Source organism: Nonomuraea salmonea (assembly GCF_042428605.1).
In the GTDB taxonomy this organism is placed as follows: Bacteria; Actinomycetota; Actinomycetes; order Streptosporangiales; family Streptosporangiaceae; genus Nonomuraea; species Nonomuraea salmonea.
Map to the genome: position 1 here is coordinate 17,179 of NZ_JBHMCF010000012.1, position 18,226 is coordinate 35,404.

The 18,226-nt window shown below is 72.5% G+C and carries 13 protein-coding genes; 6 read left to right on the top strand and 7 right to left on the bottom strand.

All coding sequences use genetic code 11. The annotated features are described in order from the left end of the window. Positions 1–6: 6 nt before the first annotated feature. The 4 genes from ACFFR3_RS16555 to ACFFR3_RS16570 all read right to left on the bottom strand — a co-directional run bounded on the left by ACFFR3_RS16555 (position 7) and on the right by ACFFR3_RS16570 (position 3,827). On the bottom strand, positions 7–276 hold the full coding sequence (locus tag ACFFR3_RS16555; protein ID WP_355426360.1) for a WhiB family transcriptional regulator: 270 nt from the start codon (positions 274–276) through the stop codon (positions 7–9). A gap of 129 nt (positions 277–405) precedes the next feature. Next, entirely contained in the window at positions 406–669 is a 264-nt protein-coding gene (locus ACFFR3_RS16560) for a hypothetical protein (protein ID WP_345389716.1), read from the bottom strand. Positions 670–782: 113 nt separating this feature from the next. Continuing rightward, positions 783–1,652 carry an acyl-CoA thioesterase gene (locus tag ACFFR3_RS16565; RefSeq protein ID WP_345389719.1) on the bottom strand — a complete coding sequence of 290 codons (870 nt, stop codon included), beginning with the start codon at positions 1,650–1,652 and terminating at the stop codon, positions 783–785. Between the two features lie 126 nt (positions 1,653–1,778). Continuing rightward, a complete protein-coding gene (locus tag ACFFR3_RS16570; RefSeq protein ID WP_364371252.1) occupies positions 1,779–3,827 on the bottom strand; it encodes an ATP-dependent DNA helicase UvrD2 in 2,049 nt (682 codons plus the stop codon). 190 nt (positions 3,828–4,017) lie between these two features. Between ACFFR3_RS16570 and ACFFR3_RS16575 the strand changes: the two genes are divergently transcribed. Both ACFFR3_RS16575 and ACFFR3_RS16580 read left to right on the top strand, forming a co-directional pair. Continuing rightward, complete coding sequence (locus ACFFR3_RS16575; RefSeq protein ID WP_364371255.1) at positions 4,018–4,875, top strand: alpha/beta hydrolase; 858 nt, start codon at positions 4,018–4,020, stop codon at positions 4,873–4,875. A gap of 75 nt (positions 4,876–4,950) precedes the next feature. Next, a complete protein-coding gene (locus ACFFR3_RS16580) occupies positions 4,951–5,199 on the top strand; it encodes a mycoredoxin (RefSeq protein WP_355426373.1) in 249 nt (82 codons plus the stop codon). Between the two features lie 3 nt (positions 5,200–5,202). Here ACFFR3_RS16580 and nudC read toward each other — a convergent pair whose 3' ends face one another. Next, on the bottom strand, positions 5,203–6,174 hold the full coding sequence (nudC, locus tag ACFFR3_RS16585) for an NAD(+) diphosphatase (RefSeq protein WP_364371258.1): 972 nt from the start codon (positions 6,172–6,174) through the stop codon (positions 5,203–5,205). 146 nt (positions 6,175–6,320) lie between these two features. On the opposite strand from nudC, the gene ACFFR3_RS16590 reads away from it, so the two are divergent. The 4 genes from ACFFR3_RS16590 to ACFFR3_RS16605 are packed head-to-tail and all read left to right on the top strand — an operon-like array spanning position 6,321 to position 11,535. Continuing rightward, on the top strand, positions 6,321–7,460 hold the full coding sequence (locus ACFFR3_RS16590) for a siderophore biosynthesis protein (protein WP_379483394.1): 1,140 nt from the start codon (positions 6,321–6,323) through the stop codon (positions 7,458–7,460). After that, entirely contained in the window at positions 7,457–8,932 is a 1,476-nt protein-coding gene (locus ACFFR3_RS16595; RefSeq protein ID WP_379483395.1) for an IucA/IucC family protein, read from the top strand. Before ACFFR3_RS16590 ends, ACFFR3_RS16595 begins: the two co-directional genes overlap by 4 nt. Further along, entirely contained in the window at positions 8,933–10,465 is a 1,533-nt protein-coding gene (locus tag ACFFR3_RS16600) for an IucA/IucC family protein (RefSeq protein WP_379483396.1), read from the top strand. Next, a complete protein-coding gene (locus ACFFR3_RS16605; RefSeq protein ID WP_345389740.1) occupies positions 10,462–11,535 on the top strand; it encodes a type III PLP-dependent enzyme domain-containing protein in 1,074 nt (357 codons plus the stop codon). Before ACFFR3_RS16600 ends, ACFFR3_RS16605 begins: the two co-directional genes overlap by 4 nt. Here the strand turns inward: ACFFR3_RS16605 and ACFFR3_RS16610 are convergent. Both ACFFR3_RS16610 and ACFFR3_RS16615 read right to left on the bottom strand, forming a co-directional pair. Continuing rightward, entirely contained in the window at positions 11,495–14,776 is a 3,282-nt protein-coding gene (locus ACFFR3_RS16610) for an ATP-dependent helicase (protein WP_345409389.1), read from the bottom strand. The two genes, ACFFR3_RS16605 and ACFFR3_RS16610, sit on opposite strands and share 41 nt — an antisense overlap. After that, on the bottom strand, positions 14,770–18,000 hold the full coding sequence (locus ACFFR3_RS16615) for an ATP-dependent helicase (RefSeq protein ID WP_379483397.1): 3,231 nt from the start codon (positions 17,998–18,000) through the stop codon (positions 14,770–14,772). The genes ACFFR3_RS16610 and ACFFR3_RS16615 overlap by 7 nt, the downstream gene beginning before the upstream one ends. Between the last annotated feature and the right edge of the window lie 226 nt (positions 18,001–18,226).

The window sequence follows — 18,226 nt, forward strand, 5'->3', positions numbered from 1 at the left end:
GGTGTTTCAGGCAGCGACCGGGTGCTTGCGGGGACGCCCACGCGGACGCTTGCGGGGAACGATCGTTCCCCTGAGGATGAGCTCCCCGCCCCAGACGCCCCAGGGCTCTTCGCGCTCGAGCGCGCGCTCCAGGCAGGCCTTCTGGATCGGGCAGCCGCCGCAGAGTGCCTTGGCGAACTCGACGTCCTCCGGCGACTCGGCGAACCACAGGTCAGGGTCGGTACGACAGGGGATCTTGGCTTCGTCGATCAGGTCCATGATCGTCTTCGCCCCCATCTGCTTCTCCTTTTGATCGATCTTTTTGATCTTGGTCGGGCACCTCGTAGGTGGTCGGAGATCACGGACAAACAAGAAGGCCGCGGATCCTGTCTGTGGATCCGCGGCCTGGGGGCTGCTGTAAGCCGGTCAGGTTATGACCGGAGCATCCCGCCAGGGTTGCGGACCGCACAGTCCACCCTTGGTGAGCTGGTTGGCCGGCAGTTCGATACGTCCCGCATAGACAGGGGCACCTTCCGCGGCCACACCGGAGTGAGCTCGCGCGATGAAGGCGGCGGCCTGACGACGGGCAGACTTCTCCTGCCGGAGCTTGGCGGCACCGGCAAGCAGCACCACCGAGTCACGGCACGCGGAGGCGAACCACGGCGTGGCAGACATCTCGATGCTGATCACTGGGATTCACCTCCACTCTCGGGATCGTCGGAACTAGACCGTCCGACTCGCTTGACCAAGACCCTAAACCGGATTGCCGGGAAGGGGCAACATATTTTCTACCTGCGATTTCGTCACTTCGTCCGGCGGATCATGGCCTCTTGTACGACCGAGACCACGAGCTCTCCAGACGCGGTGAACATCTCGCCCCGGGCCAGTCCCCTGGCCCCGGCGGACCAGGGAGATTCCTGAGCATAGAGCAGCCAGTCGTCGGCCCTGAACGGGGCGTGGAACCACATGGCGTGGTCGAGCGAGGCGCCCATGATGTCGGAGGCGCCCCACGCCATGCCGTGCGCGAGCAGGATGGTGTCGACGAGCGTGTAGTCGGAGGCGTACGCCGCCAGCACGACGTGCAGCAGCGGGTCGTCGGGCAGCTCGGCGTCGTAGCGGAACCACACGTTCGTCTGCGCGCTGCGCAGCGCCGGGTCGAGGTGCGCCTCCCAGGTGAGCGGCGAGGCGTAGCGGGCGTCGACGGGGCGCGGCCGGGCGGCCCAGTCGCGCAGCTCGGGGTGGTCGCCGACGAGCTCGAACATGCGGTCCTGGAACGTCGGCAGCGTCTCGGGGTCGGGCACCTGGGGCAGCACCGACGCCTGGTGCGCGACGCCCTCCTCGGCGACGTGGAACGACGCCGACATCGTGAAGATCGCCTTGCCGTGCTGGACGGCGACGATGCGGCGGGTGGTGAACGAGCGCCCGTCGCGCAGCCGCTCGACGTTGTAGACGATCGGGATCGAGGGGTCGCCAGGACGGATGAAGTAGGCGTGCAGGGAGTGCACGTTGCGGTCCTTGGGCACGGTACGTCCGGCCGCCACCAGTGCCTGGGCCGCCACCTGACCGCCGAAGACCCGCTGGATGCGCTCCTCCGGGCTCCTGCCGCGGAAGATGTCGAGCTCGATCTGCTCAAGGTCGAGCAGGTCCAGCAGCTCTTTCAGCGCCTCGTTCACGTGTCGTCCCCCTTGGATGTTCCGGTCCTGCGACAAGTGTGACGTGCCGCCCGTACCGGGGTGAAAGCCGGGCCCAGTTCAGCCGGAATGATGTCGTCTTTCCGTTGCGTCCCCGTTACGGCGGTGTCAGGAGGCGCGGCAGAGAGCGAGGACGGCCTCGCCGTACCGGTCGATCTTGACCTTGCCGACGCCCGCGATCGACAGCAGCTCCTGCTCGGTCGCCGGCGCCCGCTCCGCGATGGCCTGCAGCGTGACGTCGGTGAAGATGACGTACGGCGGGACCTTGGTCTCCTTGGCGGTGGCCGTGCGCCACGCCTTGAGGCGCTCGAGCAGCGCCTCGTCGTAGTCGGCGGGGCAGGTGGCGCAGCGGCCGAGCTTCTGCTCGGTCGCGGCGGTCAGCGTCTTGGCGCACACCCGGCAGTTGACCGGCGCGGCCACCTGACGGCGCTCGGCGCGGGCGGACTGCGCCACCCGCGGCGCGGCGGGGGCGCGGCCGGTGAGGCCGTCGAGGAAGCGGGACGGCCGGCGGCCCTTCCGGCCTCCTGGTGCCCTGGCCGCCGCCCACGAGATCGACAGGTGCTCCCTCGCGCGGGTGATGCCGACGTAGAGGAGACGGCGTTCTTCCTCGATCTGCTCGGGACTCTCGGCGTAGATGATCGGCAGCATGCCGTCGGTGACGCCGACGAGGAAGACGGCGTCCCACTCCAGGCCCTTGGCGGCGTGGAGTGAGGCGAGGGTGACGCCCTCGACGGGCGGCGCGTGCTGCTCGGAGGCGCGGCGTTCGAGCTCGGTGACGAACGCCGGCAGGTCGGCGCCCTCGGCCGCCATGTCCTCGGCGAGGTCGGCCAGCGCCTTGAGCGACTCCCACTTCTCCCTGGCCTTGCCGCCGCCGGGCGGCGAGGGGGTCAGGCCGACGCCGCCCAGGATGTGGTGGACCTCGGAGGCCAGCGGCTCGCCCGCGGCGGAGCGGGCCGCGCCGCGCAGCAGCACGACGGCCTGGCGGACCTCGGGGCGCTCGAAGAAGCGCTCGGCGCCGCGCAGCACGTAGGGGATCTCGGCCTTGGCCAGCGCCTCCTCGTACGCCTCCGACTGCGAGTTGACCCGGAACAGCACGGCGATCTCGCGCGACGGCACGCCCTTGTCGATGAGCTTCCTGATCGACCTGGCGACGTCGGCGGCCTCGGCCGGCTCGTCGTCGTATTCCTTGAAGGCCGGCTTGGGGCCGTCGGGGCGCTGCGCGACCAGCTCGAGGCGGTGGGGCGACTTGCCCTTGGCGATGACGAGGTTGGCGAGGTCGACGACCTGCGGGGTGGAGCGGTAGTCGCGGACGAGCTTGATGACGGCCGCGCCGGGGTGGTCGACGGAGAAGTTCGTGAGGTAGCGGGGGCTGGCGCCGGTGAAGGAGTAGATGGTCTGGTTGGGGTCGCCGACCACGCACAGGTCGTCGCGCCCGCCGAGCCAGGTGTCGAGCAGCAGCTTCTGCAGCGGGTTGACGTCTTGGTACTCGTCGACCACGAAGTAGCGGTATTGCTGGCGGATCTGCGCCGCGACCTCCTGGTGCTCGGTCATCACGGCGGCGGTGAGCTCGAGGATCGTCTCGAAGTCGACCAGGTGGCGCTCGCGCCTGATCTGCTCGTACGCGTCGTAGACGTCGGCCAGCTCGGCCGGCGTGATCGGCGGGGTGCGGTGGTATTTCGCGGCGGCCGCCACGTAGTCCTCGGGACCGATCTGGGTGACCTTGGCCCACTCGACCTCGGAGGCGATGTCGCGCAGCTCGGCGCGCTCGACGTTCCTGCGCAGCCGGCGGCACGCCTCGCCGAGCACCGGCAGCTTCGACTCGATGACCGACGGCGCCGCGCCGCCGATGACGCGCGGCCAGAAGTAGGTGAGCTGGCGCAGCGCCGCGGCGTGGAACGTGCGGGCCTGCACGCCGGGCGCGCCGAGCGCGCGCAGCCGCTGGCGCAGCTCGCCGGCCGCCCGAGTGGTGAATGTCACAGCCAGTACGCTCTGCGCGTCGATGACGCCGCTGCGGACCGCGTACGCGATGCGGTGGGTGATCGCCCTGGTCTTACCCGTCCCCGCACCTGCGAGCACGCACACCGGGCCGCGCACCGCCTCGGCGACGGCACGCTGCTCGGGGTCGAGCCCGATCAGTACGTCATCCGCGTTGTTCACCCCTGAATCCTCCCAGCCGCTGGCGGTGCCAGACTTTATTCTGGCAACATGCGCCCCGGCGTATGTTCATCGTCACCGAGATGCAAAAGGATGGTCTCTTCCCCCACAATGGGGCCCGACCATGTGCATGGGGGAAAGGAAGGCCGTGCGAACTGCGGTTTGCGTGAGCGCCCTCGCGCTCGCTGCCGTTGTGCTCACACCTGTCGCCGCGAGCGCCTCTGGCGATCCCACCCCGCTGCCGACGGTGCACAACCCCATCGACGCACAGGGCCTTGGCGGGTTATCGGTCGAGACCGTCCGCTACGGCTCGCACCAGCGCCAGAGCATGGACGTGTGGTGGACGCCCGACGGCCAGCAGCGGCCCGGCGTCTTCCTCATCCATGGCGGCTGGTGGTCCAGCGGCGACAAGAAGTACATGAAGGAGATCGTCCGGGGCTACGCCGAGCTGGGCTACACGGTCTTCAACCTCAACTACCGGCTGTCCAGTGACGCGGCGTGGCCGGCGCAGCGCAGTGACGCGCTGGCGGCCATCGCGCTGGCGCGCAAGCACGCCGACAAGTGGGCGTTTGACCCGAAGAACTACGTGCTGGTCGGGTTCTCCGCGGGCGGGCACATCGCGGCGGCGGTCGGCACGTACGGTGACGGCATCAACGGGCTCAAGGGCGTGGTCGGGCTGTCGCCGATCATCTCGCCGCTGCGCGCGTACTCCGACGGGGCCAAGTCGCCCGACCCGAACAAGCGCAGGCTGCGTACGGCGGCGATCAAGCTGGCCGGCGGCTGCGCGCCCAAGGGCAAGTGCTCGCGGGTCTGGGCCAGCATGGAGGTGGCCTGGCACGCCAGCCGCAAGGACGCGCCGATGCTGACCGTGCACTCGAAGGACGAGTTCGTGCCGCCGGTGCAGAGTCAGTTGCTCAAGCAGATGCTCGGCCAGGTGGGCGTGCCGGTGACGGTGCTGACGGCGCCGGGCACCAACCACAGCTCGCCGCTCTATCGGGAGCCGGGCGTGGCGGAGCGGGTGCAGGCATGGATCGCGGAGCGCATCGGGTAAGAATCTGGGATTAAGCGGACGTCGCAGGTTGTTGCACGGATCGCTTGATTTCCTGACCTTGGAGGGATTCCTCAGATGGCGCTCACGGTCTACAGCACTACGTGGTGCGGCCCCTGCAAGCGGCTGAAGGCCCAGCTCACCCGCGAGGGCATCGCTTTCAAGGACGTCGACATCGAACGCGACCAGGCGGCCGCCGAGTTCGTGGAGAGCGTCAACAACGGCAACCAGGTGGTGCCGACCGTGGTCATCGAGACCCCCAAGGGGCGCGTCGTGCGGACGAACCCCTCGGCCATGGAGGTCAAGGCCCTGCTCGGAGCGGCCTGACGGTCACCAGTCGCCGATCAGCTCGCCGCCGTACCAGGTCTCAATCAGGCGGCGGGCGATCGACACGGGCGGCGGCAGGCGCAGCTCGCCGGAGTCGAGGGCGCGGAGCAGCTCTGTCCTCGAATACCAGTGCGCCTCGGCGATCTCGTCGGCGTCGGGGGTGAGTGTGGTCGTGGTGGCCTCGGCGAAGAAGCCGAGCATGAGGCTGCGCGGGAACGGCCAGGGCTGGCTGCCGAGATAGCGCGGGTTGGCGACGGTGATGCCGACCTCTTCCGCCACTTCGCGGATGACCGCCGCCTCCAGCGACTCCCCCGGCTCGACGAACCCGGCGAGGATCGACAGCCGCCCCTCGGGCCATTGCGGGCCGCGGGCCAGCAGGCAGCGGTCGTCGGGGTCGCGGATCAGCATGATGACGGCGGGGTCGACGCGCGGGAAGTGCTGGCTGCCGTCGCTCGGGCAGACCCTGACGTGGCCGCCCGCCTGCATGGTCGTGCGGGTGCCGCAGCGCGGGCAGAACTCGTGGGTGGAGTGCCAGGCCTCCAGCGCCACGGCGTGCACGAGCAGGCCCGCGTCGCGGTCGCCGAGCAGCCCGCCGACCTGGCGCAGCCCGGCCGCGACGGGACGGCCCTCCGGCGTGTCGCGCAGCCCCATCGGGGTGGTGAGCCGGCCGTTGACGTCGCCGGCGGGCAGCCCCGGCAGGGGCGCGGCCACCGCGAAGTAGGCGGCGCCGTCGTCGACGCCCAGGAGGTAGCGCGGCCCAGGCGGCGCCTCGGCCGGCGTGAGCAGCACCGCGTGCACCTCGTCATCCGTGCGCCGCACCAGCGTGTGGCCGTTGTCGATGACCAGGACCCTCGTCGCAGGGTCGGACCACGCCTGCTCCAGCCACCCGTCGTCGGCGCGCAGCACCGATGATCTGTCGGTGGTCCCCCGTGCGAGGAGCAGTGGTCCGATGAGCTTGTCTTCCGCGGTCTGCACTGGCCGCCCCCTCCCGATTTCCCCTGTCATCCTATGACCTCGCAGTTAGCCGGCGATTACGGAATCAGCACCCCGCGGTGATCTCTCCCGGGCTAAGATCGACGAGTTAGGTTAGCCTTACCTGATTCTTCGGGGGTGCCTTCGCGTTGCGGCTCTACCTGACCGCGCTCAAACCGACCGACTCCGTGACGGACGGCTTCCTGCCCGCGGCGCGGGCGCTCGGCTGCTCGGTGACGATCCTCACCGACCGCCCCGAGCAGCATCCGGACGCGGTGCGCTGCGACGTACGCGACCCCCGGGCCCTCATCGACGCGATCGAGCACCTCGGCAGGCCCGACGCCGTCTTCTCCAACTCCGACCACCTGCAGACCGAGACCGCGCTCGCCGCCGCCTACTTCGGGCTGCCCGGCAAGGACTGGCGGGCGTGCGCGGCGGCCAAGAACAAGTTCCTGATGCGGCGGGCGCTCGCGGCGGCCGGGGTCGAGGAGGTCTTCTCGCTGCGGCTGGGGCCCGGTGACCCGGTGCCCGAGCGGGTGCCGTACCCGGTGGTGGTGAAGCCGCGCGAGGGGGTGGCCAGCGAGGACGTCATCCTCGTGACGGACGATCTCGCCGCCGCCGTGGCCGGCGTCAGGAGACGGCGGCCGGGCGAGGCGCTGGTGGTGGAGGAGTACCTCGAAGGGCCCGTGCGCACGCTGGAGACGCTCGGCGACGAGGGCGGGCCGCGGGTGCTCGGCGGGTTCGAGACGACGCTGGGGGCGCTGCCGTACTTCGTGGAAGAGCGGCTCGACTGGGCGGCGCCGGACGCGTCCCACGCGCACGTGCTGGCCGCGCTGCGGGCGCTGGGCGTGGGGTTCGGGGCGTGCCACACCGAGTACGTGCTCACCTCCTCGGGACCGCGGATCATCGAGGTGAACTACCGGGTGATCGGCGACCACTGCGACTTCCTGCTCGCCGACGCGCTCGGGGTGCCGCTGTTCGAGTGGATCCTGCGGGTGCACCTCGGCGAGCGCGTGCCCGGTGTCCCGGCCACCTCGGCGCACGCGAGCGCGGTCAGCGTCGTCGCCGACCGGCCTGGCGTGATCAAGCAGGCGCCCGGCCACGAGTCCGTGACCGACGGCGGCGTACGCCTCTGGCACCGGCCGCTGCGCTCGGTCGGCGACGTCGTCACCCTCACCCGCACCAACCGCGACTACCTGGGCGTCGTACGGGCCGTCGGGCCCTCCAGGCAGGCGGTGGACGCGGCCGTCGCCGGGTTCCGCGCGGCCCGGCCGTGGGTGGTGGAATGAGCTCCAGGGAGGCGTACCTGGCCGCCCGGGTGCTCAACGCCCTGCTGCGCGAGGACTACGGCGGGCTCGCCGCCCGCGTCACCAGGACCAGGGACGGCGTCGGGCTGACGCTGGCCGACGGGCGGTGGGTGCGGCTGCGGCCCGGGCTGCTGTTCCAGGACTTCGAGGTGGCGCGGGACGAGTCGCTGGGCCTTGAGCAGGTGCTGGAGACGCTGGCGGAGGTCGCCGACCCGGCCGACGCGGGTGGGGTGGCGGCGTTCTTCGAGGAGTGCCTGGCGGCGCTGGGCGCGCTGGAGCTGCACGACGAGGCCGCCCATGAGGTGCTGCGGTCGGGGCCGTCCTACGAGACGCTGGCCGCGTTCCTCGACCATCCGGTCTATCCGACGTCGCGGGCGCGGGTGGGGCTGTCGGAGGCGGAGCTGCGGGCGTACGCGCCGGAGTTCGGGCCCTCGTTCGAGCTGCGGTGGGCGGTGGTGCCGCGTGAGCTGCTCGCGCCCGGCTCGGCCGGGCTGCCCGCTGAGGTGGCGCCTTTCGCGGGCGAGGTGCTGTTTCCCGTGCATCCGCTGGCGGTGCCCAAGGTGCGGCGGATCGACGGGGTACGAGTGCTGGACGCGGCGGCCGTCACCGTACGTCCCACCTTGTCCATGCGGACGGTCGAGGTTTCCCCTCGCCTGCACCTCAAGCTGCCCATCCCCGTCAGCACCCTCGGCGTCAGGAACCGCCGCTCGCTCAAGCCAGGCACGCTCGCCGACGGCGCCAGGGCGGAGCTGCTGCTGCGCGAGCTGGCCGGGCCGGACGTCGTGCCGGCCGACGAGCAGACCTACGCCGAGACCGGGGACGAGCACCTGGCCTGGATGGTCAGGCGGCTGCCCGAGGGGAAGATCGTCCCGGTGGCGGCGCTCAACGCGCCCGGAGTGCTGGCCGAGCTGGGCGACGTGCTGCCCGCCTACCTGCGGCTGCTGCTGCGCTGGAACGTACGGCTGTTCGTACGGCACGGCGTCGCCCTGGAGGCGCACCAGCAGAACCTCGCCCTGCTCTTCGCCCCCGACGGCCGGATGCGGCTGCTGGTCAAGGACAACGACGGCCTGCTCGCCTCGCCGTCCCGGCTGCGGGCGAGCGGCGTCGAGGTGCCGGACTTCGCCGACGAGCGCCTGCTGAACGACGACCCCCACGCGCTCGCCGACGTGTTCGTCACGATCACGCTGCACCTGGCCGCCGCGTCGGTGGCCTTCGGCGCGCTGCCGCACGCGCAGGCGGCGGGGCTGCTGCGCGACACGCTGGCCGAGGCGCTCGACGAGTACGGCGACGACCCCATGGCCAGGCTGCTGCGCGCGCGGACGCTCGACGCGGCCAGGCTGACCGGCAAGTCCATGGTCACCGCGGGGACGCTCGTGGCCAAGGAGCGGTCGGGCGCGCGCGACATCAACAAGTTCTACGGCACCAGCGGGCCCAACTACCTGAGGAGAGCCTGAATGCACGGACCGGCCATCGAGGCGCCCTGCGGCCCGGCCGAGGAGGCGACGCTGGCGGCCCTGCTGCGCTGCTGCGTGCGGGAGGTGGCCGGGCCGCGCGGGCTGGTGTGGCCGGCGCCGCCGTACGTGCTGCTGCGGGTGGCCGGGGTGCTGCTGCGGGCCCGTACGCACGGGGGCGCGGCGCTGCGCTTCGACGGCCCGCCCGAGCGGCTGGAGTCCGGCGCGTGGCGGCCGCTGTCGAGCGACGAGCTGGTGACGTTGGTGGAGACCGAGCTCGGGGGCGGAAACGCCGAGTTCGCGGGGCAGGTGGCGGCCAGCAGGGCCGCGATGGAGGCGATCCTGCGGGCCAGGGTCGAGGCGGTGCCGCCGGCCGACCCGTGGCTGGCCTCGGAGCAGGACCTGGTGTACGGGCACCCGTTCCACCCCAGCCCCAAGGCGCGCGGCGGCGACGGCTGGCTGCGCTACGCGCCCGAGGCGCACGCCGAGTTCCCCGTCAGGCTCCTCGGGGTGCGCGACGACGTGCTGGACGAGGGCGGCGACCCCTCGATGCTGGACGCGCTGGGCGAGGCGCCGCCCGGCCACCGGGTGCTGCCCGCGCATCCGTGGCAGCTCGAATTGCTGCGTCCCGCGCTCGGCGGTGAGCTGATCGACCTCGGTCCCGGTCCCGTGGTGGCGCCCACGTCGTCGGTGCGGACCGTGTACGCCCCTTCGCACGAGGTCTGCCTGAAGTTCTCCCTGGATGTCAGGATCACCAACTGCGTGCGCAAGAACGCCTGGTACGAGCTGGCCGGCGCGGTCGAGCTGACCAGGCGGCTCGCACCGGTCTTCGACGCGGTGTCGGTGCGGCACCCGGGCACCCGCTGGCTGCCCGAGCCCGGCTACCGTTCCGCCGCGCTCGGCACCCGGCTGCGCGAAGGTCTCGGCGTGATCGTGCGGCACAGCCCCTGGGCGGTCTGCTCCCCCGGCGTGACCCCGGTACCGGCCGCCGCCCTGGCCCTCGGCAAGCAGCCACCCGATCCGCTGGGCTGGTGGCGGGCGTACGTGGGGGTGGTCGCGCCGCCCGTACTCGACCTGTACTTCACGCACGGCGTGGTGCTGGAGCCCCACCTGCAGAACGTGCTGGTCGGCCTGGACGCGGACGGACTGCCCGTCGAGGCCGTCTTCCGCGACCTGGAGGGCGCCAAGCTCGTCGAGGGCCGCCACGACCTGGTCGGGCCGCACCCCGAGGTGGCCCGCGCGCTCACCTACGACGCCGAGCGCGGCTGGGCGCGCGTGGTCTACTGCCTGCTCGTCAACCACCTGACCGAGATCGCCGCGACGGTCGCCGGGCCCGACGACGCCCTGCTGCGCGCCTTGTGGCGGGAGGCCCGCGACCTGTTCGACCGGCAGGCGGACGCGCTGGGCCGGCCGCTCGGGCTGTCGGACCTGCTCGCGGGCGCGCCGCTGCCGGCCAAGGCGAACCTGGGCGTGCGCTGGGCCAGGGCCGCCGACAGGACGGCCGGGTACGTGCCGATCGCGAACCCGCTCGCATGATCGCCCCGCGCGTCCAGGAGGCCGCCGTACGCCTCCCTCGGCTCCCCGCCTACGTCTATGACCTGCCGACCCTGGACGCGCACGTCGCGGCCGTACGGCGGGCTCTGGGGGCCACTGAGCTGTACTACGCGGTCAAGGCCAACCCCGACGCCGGGCTGCTGCGGGTGCTGGCCGGCCACGTGGACGGGTTCGAGGTGTCGTCGGCCGGTGAGCACGCGCACGTCACCGGGCTGTTCCCCGGCATGCCGGTGGCGCTGGGCGGGCCCGGCAAGACCGACGCCGAGCTGCGGCTGCCGCACCACCGGCTGCACGTCGAGTCGCCGTACGAGCTGCGCCGCCTGCTGGACACGGGGCTGGAGGCCGACGTGCTGCTCAGGCTCAACCCCGGGCTGCCGGTCGAGGGAGCGGCGCTGACGATGGGCGGGCCGTTCGGGATGGACGCGGCGGGCGTGGCCGAGTGCCTGCCGCTGTTCACCGACCGCGTACGGCTGCGCGGCCTGCACGCCCACCTGGCCAGCGGCCTCTCCGCGCCGCAGCTGCTCGGGCTGGCCGAGGCGCTGCTGGGCGACGGGGCGTACGAGGAGGTCAATCTCGGGGGCGGGATGGCGGTGTCGTACGCATCCCCCGGCGAGCGGTTCGACTGGGCGGCGTACGGGGCGGGGCTGGACGCGCTGCGCCGGGGGCGGCTGCTGCGGGTCGAGCCGGGGCGGGCGCTGACCGCGTACTGCGGCTCTTACGTGACCAGGGTGGTGGACGTGAAGCGGGTGCACGGGCAGGCGTACGCGGTGGTGCTGGGCGGCACCCACCACCTGCGGACGCCGGTCACGAAGGGGCACGACCAGCCGTTCGTGGTGCTGCCGACGGGCGCGGGGCCGGGGGTGACGGACGAGCCGGTGACGGTCGTCGGCCAGCTCTGCACCCCGAAAGACGTTTTCGCCCGAAATATCGGGACTTCAGTGCGGGTGGGAGACACCGTGGTCTTCGCCATGGCGGGCGCCTACGCCTGGAACATCTCCCACCACGACTTCCTCATGCACCCGAAGCCCGCCTTCCACCATCTGACGTCCTGACCTTCTCGATGAGCGCGGCCAGGCCGTCGGCGTCGAGCAGGTCGATCGGGCGTACGGTGCGGTTGTCGCGGACGTAGTGGAAGGCCGCGCCCACCTCATCCAGCGGCACCTGCGCGAGGTGCGCCCAGGCCAGTCGGTACGCCGCGAGCTGCACCGACGCCGCCCGCTGCGCCTTCTTGCCCCGGGGCGGCGCGCCGGTCTTCCAGTCGACGACCTCGTAGCCGCCGCCCGGCCGCTCGAAGACGGCGTCCATGCGCCCGCGCACCAGCCGGTCGGAGATCATCATCTCGAACGGGATCTCCAGGTCGATCGGCCGCCGGTCGGCCCACTCGCTCTCCTCGAAGCGCTCCTGCAGCTCCGCGAGGCGCACGTCGGCCTCCTCCGGCTCCTCGTCGAAGAGCTCGAAGTCGTCGATCAGCCGCTGCTGGTCCCACCGGGTCTCCAGCCACTTGTGGAACGAGGTGCCCCGCCTGGCCAGCGGCGCCGGCTTGACCGGCACGGGGCGGCGGATCCTGCGGGCCAGCTCGCGCGGGTCGGCGGCCAGCGTGACCAGCGACGACACGGTCAGCTTCGCCGGCAGCTCGACCGTGGTCGCCGGGCGGCGGCGGTGCAGCTCGCGCTCGCGCAGCAGCAGGTCGGTGTCGCGTTCCCAGGCGCGCAGCCGCTCCTCCTCGTACGGCTTGAGCGCCTCGCCCTCCTCGTCGGCGAGCGTGCCCGCCAGGGCGTCCTCCACCAGGTGGGCGCCGTCGAGCACCGACTCGTAGCGCAGCCCCTCGGGCGTGACCGGCCAGGTGGCCTCGGCCGGCTCGGCGAGCAGCGGGTTGCCCGCGCCCTCGGCCGGCGCGTCGGCCCAGACCGCGACCCGGTCGGCGGTGTCGCGGATCTCCAGCAGGAAGTCGGACGGCTCCAGCGGCTTGGTGGCGGTGCCCCAGCGGTAGCCGGAGGCGATGAGGTGGTAGTGGGCACGGGTCACCGCGACGTAGGCGAGCCTGCGCTCCTCCATCAGGTCGCGCTCGCGGCAGTGCTCGTCGAACGCGGCCAGCTCCTCCTTGCTCAGCCCGCCCAGCCTGGGCAGGTCGGCCGCGTCGCCGCGCAGCGGGTAGGGCAGCTTGCGCGGATTTTCCGTCCAGCGGCTGTTCATCACCGGGGTGGCCGGGAAGATGCTGCCGGTCGCGATCGTGCCCTTCGAGCTGACCAGCTGCGACAGGCCAGGCACCACCACGACCGGCCACTCCAGCCCCTTGGACGCGTGGACGGTCATCAGCTTGACGCTGTTGCTCTCACCGACCCGGCCCGCCTCAAGCCCGAACTCCTCGCTCTCCGCCGCCTGCAGATAGGCGAGGAACGCCCCCAGCGTCGGGTCCTCCGCGTCGCCCGCGAACCTGGAGGCCGCGTCGATGAACGCGTCGAGGTCGGCCCGCGCCGCGAACGCCCCGGCCGTGCCGCTGCGCGCCGCCACCTCGATGTCGAGCCCCAGCCTGCGCTCGACCTCCGTGATCAGGTCGGGCAGCGGCTGCGCGGTGTGCGCCCGCAGCTGGCGCAGCTCCTGCGCGAGCGCGACCAGCCTGGTGCGGGCCAGCGGGGAGAACGGCTCAAGCCACTCCTCGCGATCGGGCAGCTCGTCGAGCGCGTCGACCAGGCTGCCCCGCTCTTCCGCGAGGTCGGCCACCACCTGGTCGAGCGGGTCGTCGGCACGCCCGCTCTCGCTCAGCTCGCGGGCCAGCGTGCGCGCGTGCTCGCCGAGCACCCGCAGGTCGGCGGGGCCGATGCGCCAGCGGGGGCCGGCCAGCAGCCGGGCCAGCGCGTCGCCGGCGGTGGCGTCGTACAGGACGCGCAGGGTGGCGACGATGTCGCTCACCTCGGGCACGGTCAGCAGGCCGCCGAGACCCACCACCTCGACCGGGATGTCACGCTCCTCCAGCGCCCTGCGCAGCGCCGGGAACTGCGAGCGCTTGCGCGCGAGGATCGCGACGTCCTGAGGCTGGATCTGCAGCGTCTTCTTGCGCTCCTTCTCGCCCCACGGCAGGCCGTCGGGCGCCACCTCCTGGCCGAGCAGCTTCGCGATGCCGTCGGCGATCCACTTCGCCTCGTCCTCGGCCGTCTCGTGGAAGGCGCACGTGACCCGCCCGCGCTCGACCCGGTTGGGCCCCGGCACCAGCACCGGCACCTCGCGGGCCTCCATGCGCAGCGCCAGCTGCACGCGGGCGGCTACGTCGAGCACCCGGTCGCCGTTGCGGAAGCTCACGCTGAGCCGGCGCAGCTGCGCCTGGTCGCCCGTCGCGGTGCGGAAGTCGCGGGGGAAGCGGCGCAGGTTGCCCGACGACGCACCGCGCCAGCCGTAGATCGACTGGCACGGGTCGCCCACGGCCGTCACCGGATGGCCGCCGCCGTAGAGCGAGCGCAGCAGCACGAGCTGGGCGTGGCTGGTGTCCTGGTATTCGTCGAGCAGCACCACCGCGTAGCGGGAGCGCTCGATCTCGCCGACCTCCTTGTGCCGGGAGGCGATCCTGGCCGCCAGCGACATCTGGTCGCCGTAGTCGATCACCTCGCGGGCGCGTTTGAGCCGCTCGTACGCCTCCACCAGCGGCAGCAGCTGCTCCCTCGCCGCCTGGACGCCGACCGGCCTGCGCTGCGCCAGCGTCGTACGGCCGGGCAGCGCCGCCAGGCGCTCGTCCAGCCACCGCCCCATCTCGCGGACGTCGCCGGGCGTGCGCAGATGCTCCGACAGCTCGCCGGCCAGCTCGAGCAGGGCAGCGGTGACCGAGGGCGGGCCCAGCTCGATCTTGTCCATCGGCCCGTCGTACATCGCCACCACCCGCGACGCGAGCTGCCACGACACGGCCGGGGTGACCAGGCGCATCGTCGGCTCAAGACCTTCGCGCAGCGCGTGGTCGGTGACCAGGCGAGCGGCGTAGGCGTGGTAGGTGGAGACGGTCGGCTCGTTGTCGAGTGCGCCCGGCTCGACCAGCCCCGCCTCGGCCAGGCCGTTGAGCCGCTCTCTGACGCGGGTGGCCAGCTCGGCGGCCGCCTTGCGGGTGAACGTCAGGCCCAGCACGTGTTCGGGCTTGACCAGGCCGTTGGCGACCAGCCAGACCACCCGGCCGGCCATGGTCTCGCTCTTGCCCGAGCCCGCGCCCGCCATCACCACCATGGGCTCAAGGGGCGCCTCGATGACCTCCGCCTGCTCGGGCGTGGGCGGCAGGATGCCGAGCTTGCCGGCGAGTTCGGCCGGGGTCAGCACACCTGCCCCCCGCCGTCGTTGACCGGGCAGCTCGCCCTGGCCGCGCACGTGCGGCAGCCGTCGTTGACCTTCGCCTGGAAGAACGGGCCCGACATGCCGGTCGCGACCGTGTCGACGAGGTCTTTGGCCCAGCCGGGGTCCTTGTCGTCGGACAGCGGCTGCTGCTTCTGCTCGACCGCGTCGTGCTTGCCCGCCGCCTTGCCGAGCTGCACCAGCGCCGCGCCGCCCGGCTCGGTCATGCCGTGCCTGGCGAACGCGCCGAGCAGCGCCGCGAGCTGGTAGACGCCGAGCTGGGGATGGCGGTCGATGTCGCCGGCCTTGGGCTTGGAGCCGCCGGTCTTGAGGTCGATGATCACCGCGCGGTTGCCGGAGTCGCGCTCGACGCGGTCGACCCTGCCCTTGATCTGCACGCCCTCCGACACCATCGCCGTGAACGCCTCCTCCAGGGCCACCAGCTCGCGCGGGTTCTCCTTGTGCCAGCGCAGGAACTTGCCGATCATCTGCTCGGCGACCTGGCGCTGCTTGCGGTTGTACCAGACGCCGCCGAAGTCGAGCTCGTTCCAGATCTGGTCGAGCCGGTCGCCCAGCAGGTCCTCGCTCGGCAGGTCGGTCGCCGCGAGCACCGCGAGAGCGTGGATGACGTTGCCGAGGCCCTGGGCCGTGCTGGTGCCGGCCGCGCCCACCGCGGTCTCCAGCAGCCAGCGCAGGCCGCACTTGGTGAAGCTCTCGACCGCAGACGGCGAGATGCTGACGACGTCGCCCGGCCAGCTCAGGGGGCGGTCGTCGGAGATGGGGGTCAGCGCGTACCAGTCGTTGGGGTGGGCGCCCTGCACGCCCGCCGCGGCCAGCCTGGCGAGCTGCTGGGCGGCCTTGCGGCGCATCGTGCGGGGCTTGGTCGGGTCGGTGACCGCGCTGCGCAGGTCGGCCACCAGGGCCTGCATGTTGAGCCAGCGTGCGCGGTCGTCCATCGTGGCCGGCTCGACCCCGCCCGGCCTCAGCTCCGTCAGGAACCTGGACGGCCGCTCGTCGGTGTCCTCGCCGCCCACCGCCGTGACCACCAGCCTGCGCCTCGCCCTGGTGACGGCGACGTAGAACAGCCTGCGCTCCTCCGCCAGCAGCTTCGAGGCCAGCGAGGCGGCGTTGGGCTCGGCCCCCTCGACCACCTCCACGAGGTCCTCCACGCCCAGCATGGAGCCGCGCAGCCGCAGGTCGGGCCAGACGCCCTCCTGGACGCCCGCCACCACCACGACGTCCCACTCCAGGCCCTTGGAGCGGTGGGCGGTCAGCACGCGTACGGCGTCGCCGTCGGGCGCCCGGTCGGCCAGCGTGTCGCCCGGGATCTCCTGGGCCGCGAGGTCGTCGATGAACACCTCGGGGCCCGCCATCGGCATGCGGTCGACGAACCTCGCCGCATGGTCGAACAGCGCCACCGCCGCGTCGAGGTCACGGTCGGCCTGCGCCCCCCTCGGGCCGCCTGACAGGCTCAGCTCGCTCCAGCGCTCGGCCAGGCCGCTGCCGTGCCAGATCGTCCACAGCAGGTCTTCGGCGGTGCCGCCCTGCGCGGCCGCCTCGCGGGCCGCCGCCAGCAGCTTCGCGACGCGTTCTGCGGGCAGCGCGACGTGCGGCTCCAGGCGGGTCAGCTCGCGCACGTCCTTGACGGCGGCCACCAGCAGCTCACCGGACGACCGCGCCCTGAGCGGCCCCTGCGGGTCGGGGTCGTCGTCCGGCGGGACGACCTGCGTGGCGGCGGGCTCTGCCACAGCGGTCTCCGCTGCCGGTTCCTCCCCCTCTCCTGGCTCCACCGGGTCGCTCGTGAGGGCGGTCACCGCCTCGTTCTCGGCGATCTTGAGTGCGCGGCGCAGGCGGCGTACGCCGATCATGTCGGTGCCGCCGAGCGGGCCCGTCAGCAGCTCCTCCGCCACCGCCTCGTCGAGCTGGGACGGATCGAGCGCCACCCGCAGCATCGTGAGCAGCGGCCGCACACCCGGCTCCTGCGCGATCGGCACCTCGTCGCCGGCGATCATGGTCGGCACGCCGGCGTTGGTCAGCGCCCGCCGCAGCAGCGGCACCTGCCGCCGGGCCGAGCGGACCAGCACGGCCATGCGGTGCCACGGCACGCCGTCGATCAGGTGGGCGCGGCGCAGCGTGTCGGCCACGATCGCGGCCTCCTGGCTGGTGCTGTCGGCCAGCAGCACGCGCACGTCGCCGGGATCGGCGTCGGGCAGCGCCACCAGGTCGCGGTGCCCGTGGCGCTGGTCGTGCTCGGGCGCGGGCGCGACCGGCAGCTTGGCCGCCACCCGCCTGGACGCCTCCAGCAACTCGGCGCCGCTCCTGCGGCACACCCGCAGTGCCACCACCGGCGCCTCGCGGCCGTCGAGCGTCTTGAAGCGCTCGGGGAACTTCATGATGCCCTGGACGTCGGCGCCCCTGAATCCGTAGATCGACTGGTCGGGGTCGCCGACCACCACGAGGTCGCGGCCGTCGCCCGCCAGGTGGGCGAGCAACTGCTCCTGGGCCGGGTCGGTGTCCTGGTATTCGTCCACGAAGACCGCGTCGTGGGCGGCCCGCTCGCGCTCGCGGACCTCGGGCCGGTCGAGCAGCGCGCAGGCGGCGCCGATGAGCTCGGCGTAGTCGTAGGTCTCCTCGGGGGCGAGGTCGAAGCGGTCCTGATAGCGCTCGGCGAACCGGCCGGCCGCCACCCAGTCGGAGCGCCCGTGCAGCCGGCCGAGCGCGACGAGGTGCTCGGGGTCGAGGCCGCGTTCGTAGGCGCGTGAGAGGAAGTCGCGCAGCTCCTCGGCGAAGCCGCGGGTCTTGAGTGCCTCGCGCAGCGAGGCGGGCCAGCCCGGCGCGCCCTGCTCCAGCTCGCCGTGGAGCAGCCGGCGGATCTCCAGCAGCTGCTCGGGGCCGGTGAGCAGGCGCGGCGGCTCCTTGCCCGCCAGCACCGACTCGCGGCGCAGGAGCGCGTAGGCGTAGGAGTGGAAGGTCAGGGCGAGCGGGGTGCGGGTGGTGCGGCGCAGCCGGCCGGTGACGCGCCTGCGCAGCTCCTCCGCGGCTTTGCGGCTGAAGGTGAGGATGAGCACCCGCTCGGGGTCGAGGCCGCGCCGCTCGATGCGGTCGACCACGCTCTCGACGATGGTGGTGGTCTTGCCGGTGCCAGGACCTGCGAGAACGAGCAACGGCCCGCCCTCGTGGCCGACCACGGCACGCTGGTGCTCATCGAGCACAGGAGGCACATCGGGCCCCCCGCTGCCTCGCCGCACCAACCGCCAGGTCTGAGCACTCACAGCACTAGATTCCACCAGACCACAGGGGTAGATCGTGCCGACTTGCCCGGTCTCCCTCAGCGATCCGCCTACGGTATCGAGGCAAATACCGGTTTTTCTCGTGACACGCCGGACGCCGTGTTCGCCGTCGGCGTCAACGCCACGCGCACGAAGACGGCCCGGGGCC

What these genes read in the sequence shown, in the direction of transcription:
- ACFFR3_RS16555 (WP_355426360.1), bottom strand. Translation starts at nt 276, where the DNA reads ATGGGGGCGAAGACGATCATGGACCTGATCGACGAAGCCAAGATCCCC.
- ACFFR3_RS16580 (WP_355426373.1), top strand. Translation starts at nt 4,951, where the DNA reads ATGGCGCTCACGGTCTACAGCACTACGTGGTGCGGCCCCTGCAAGCGG.
- ACFFR3_RS16595 (WP_379483395.1), top strand. Translation starts at nt 7,457, where the DNA reads ATGAGCTCCAGGGAGGCGTACCTGGCCGCCCGGGTGCTCAACGCCCTG.
- ACFFR3_RS16600 (WP_379483396.1), top strand. Translation starts at nt 8,933, where the DNA reads ATGCACGGACCGGCCATCGAGGCGCCCTGCGGCCCGGCCGAGGAGGCG.
- ACFFR3_RS16605 (WP_345389740.1), top strand. Translation starts at nt 10,462, where the DNA reads ATGATCGCCCCGCGCGTCCAGGAGGCCGCCGTACGCCTCCCTCGGCTC.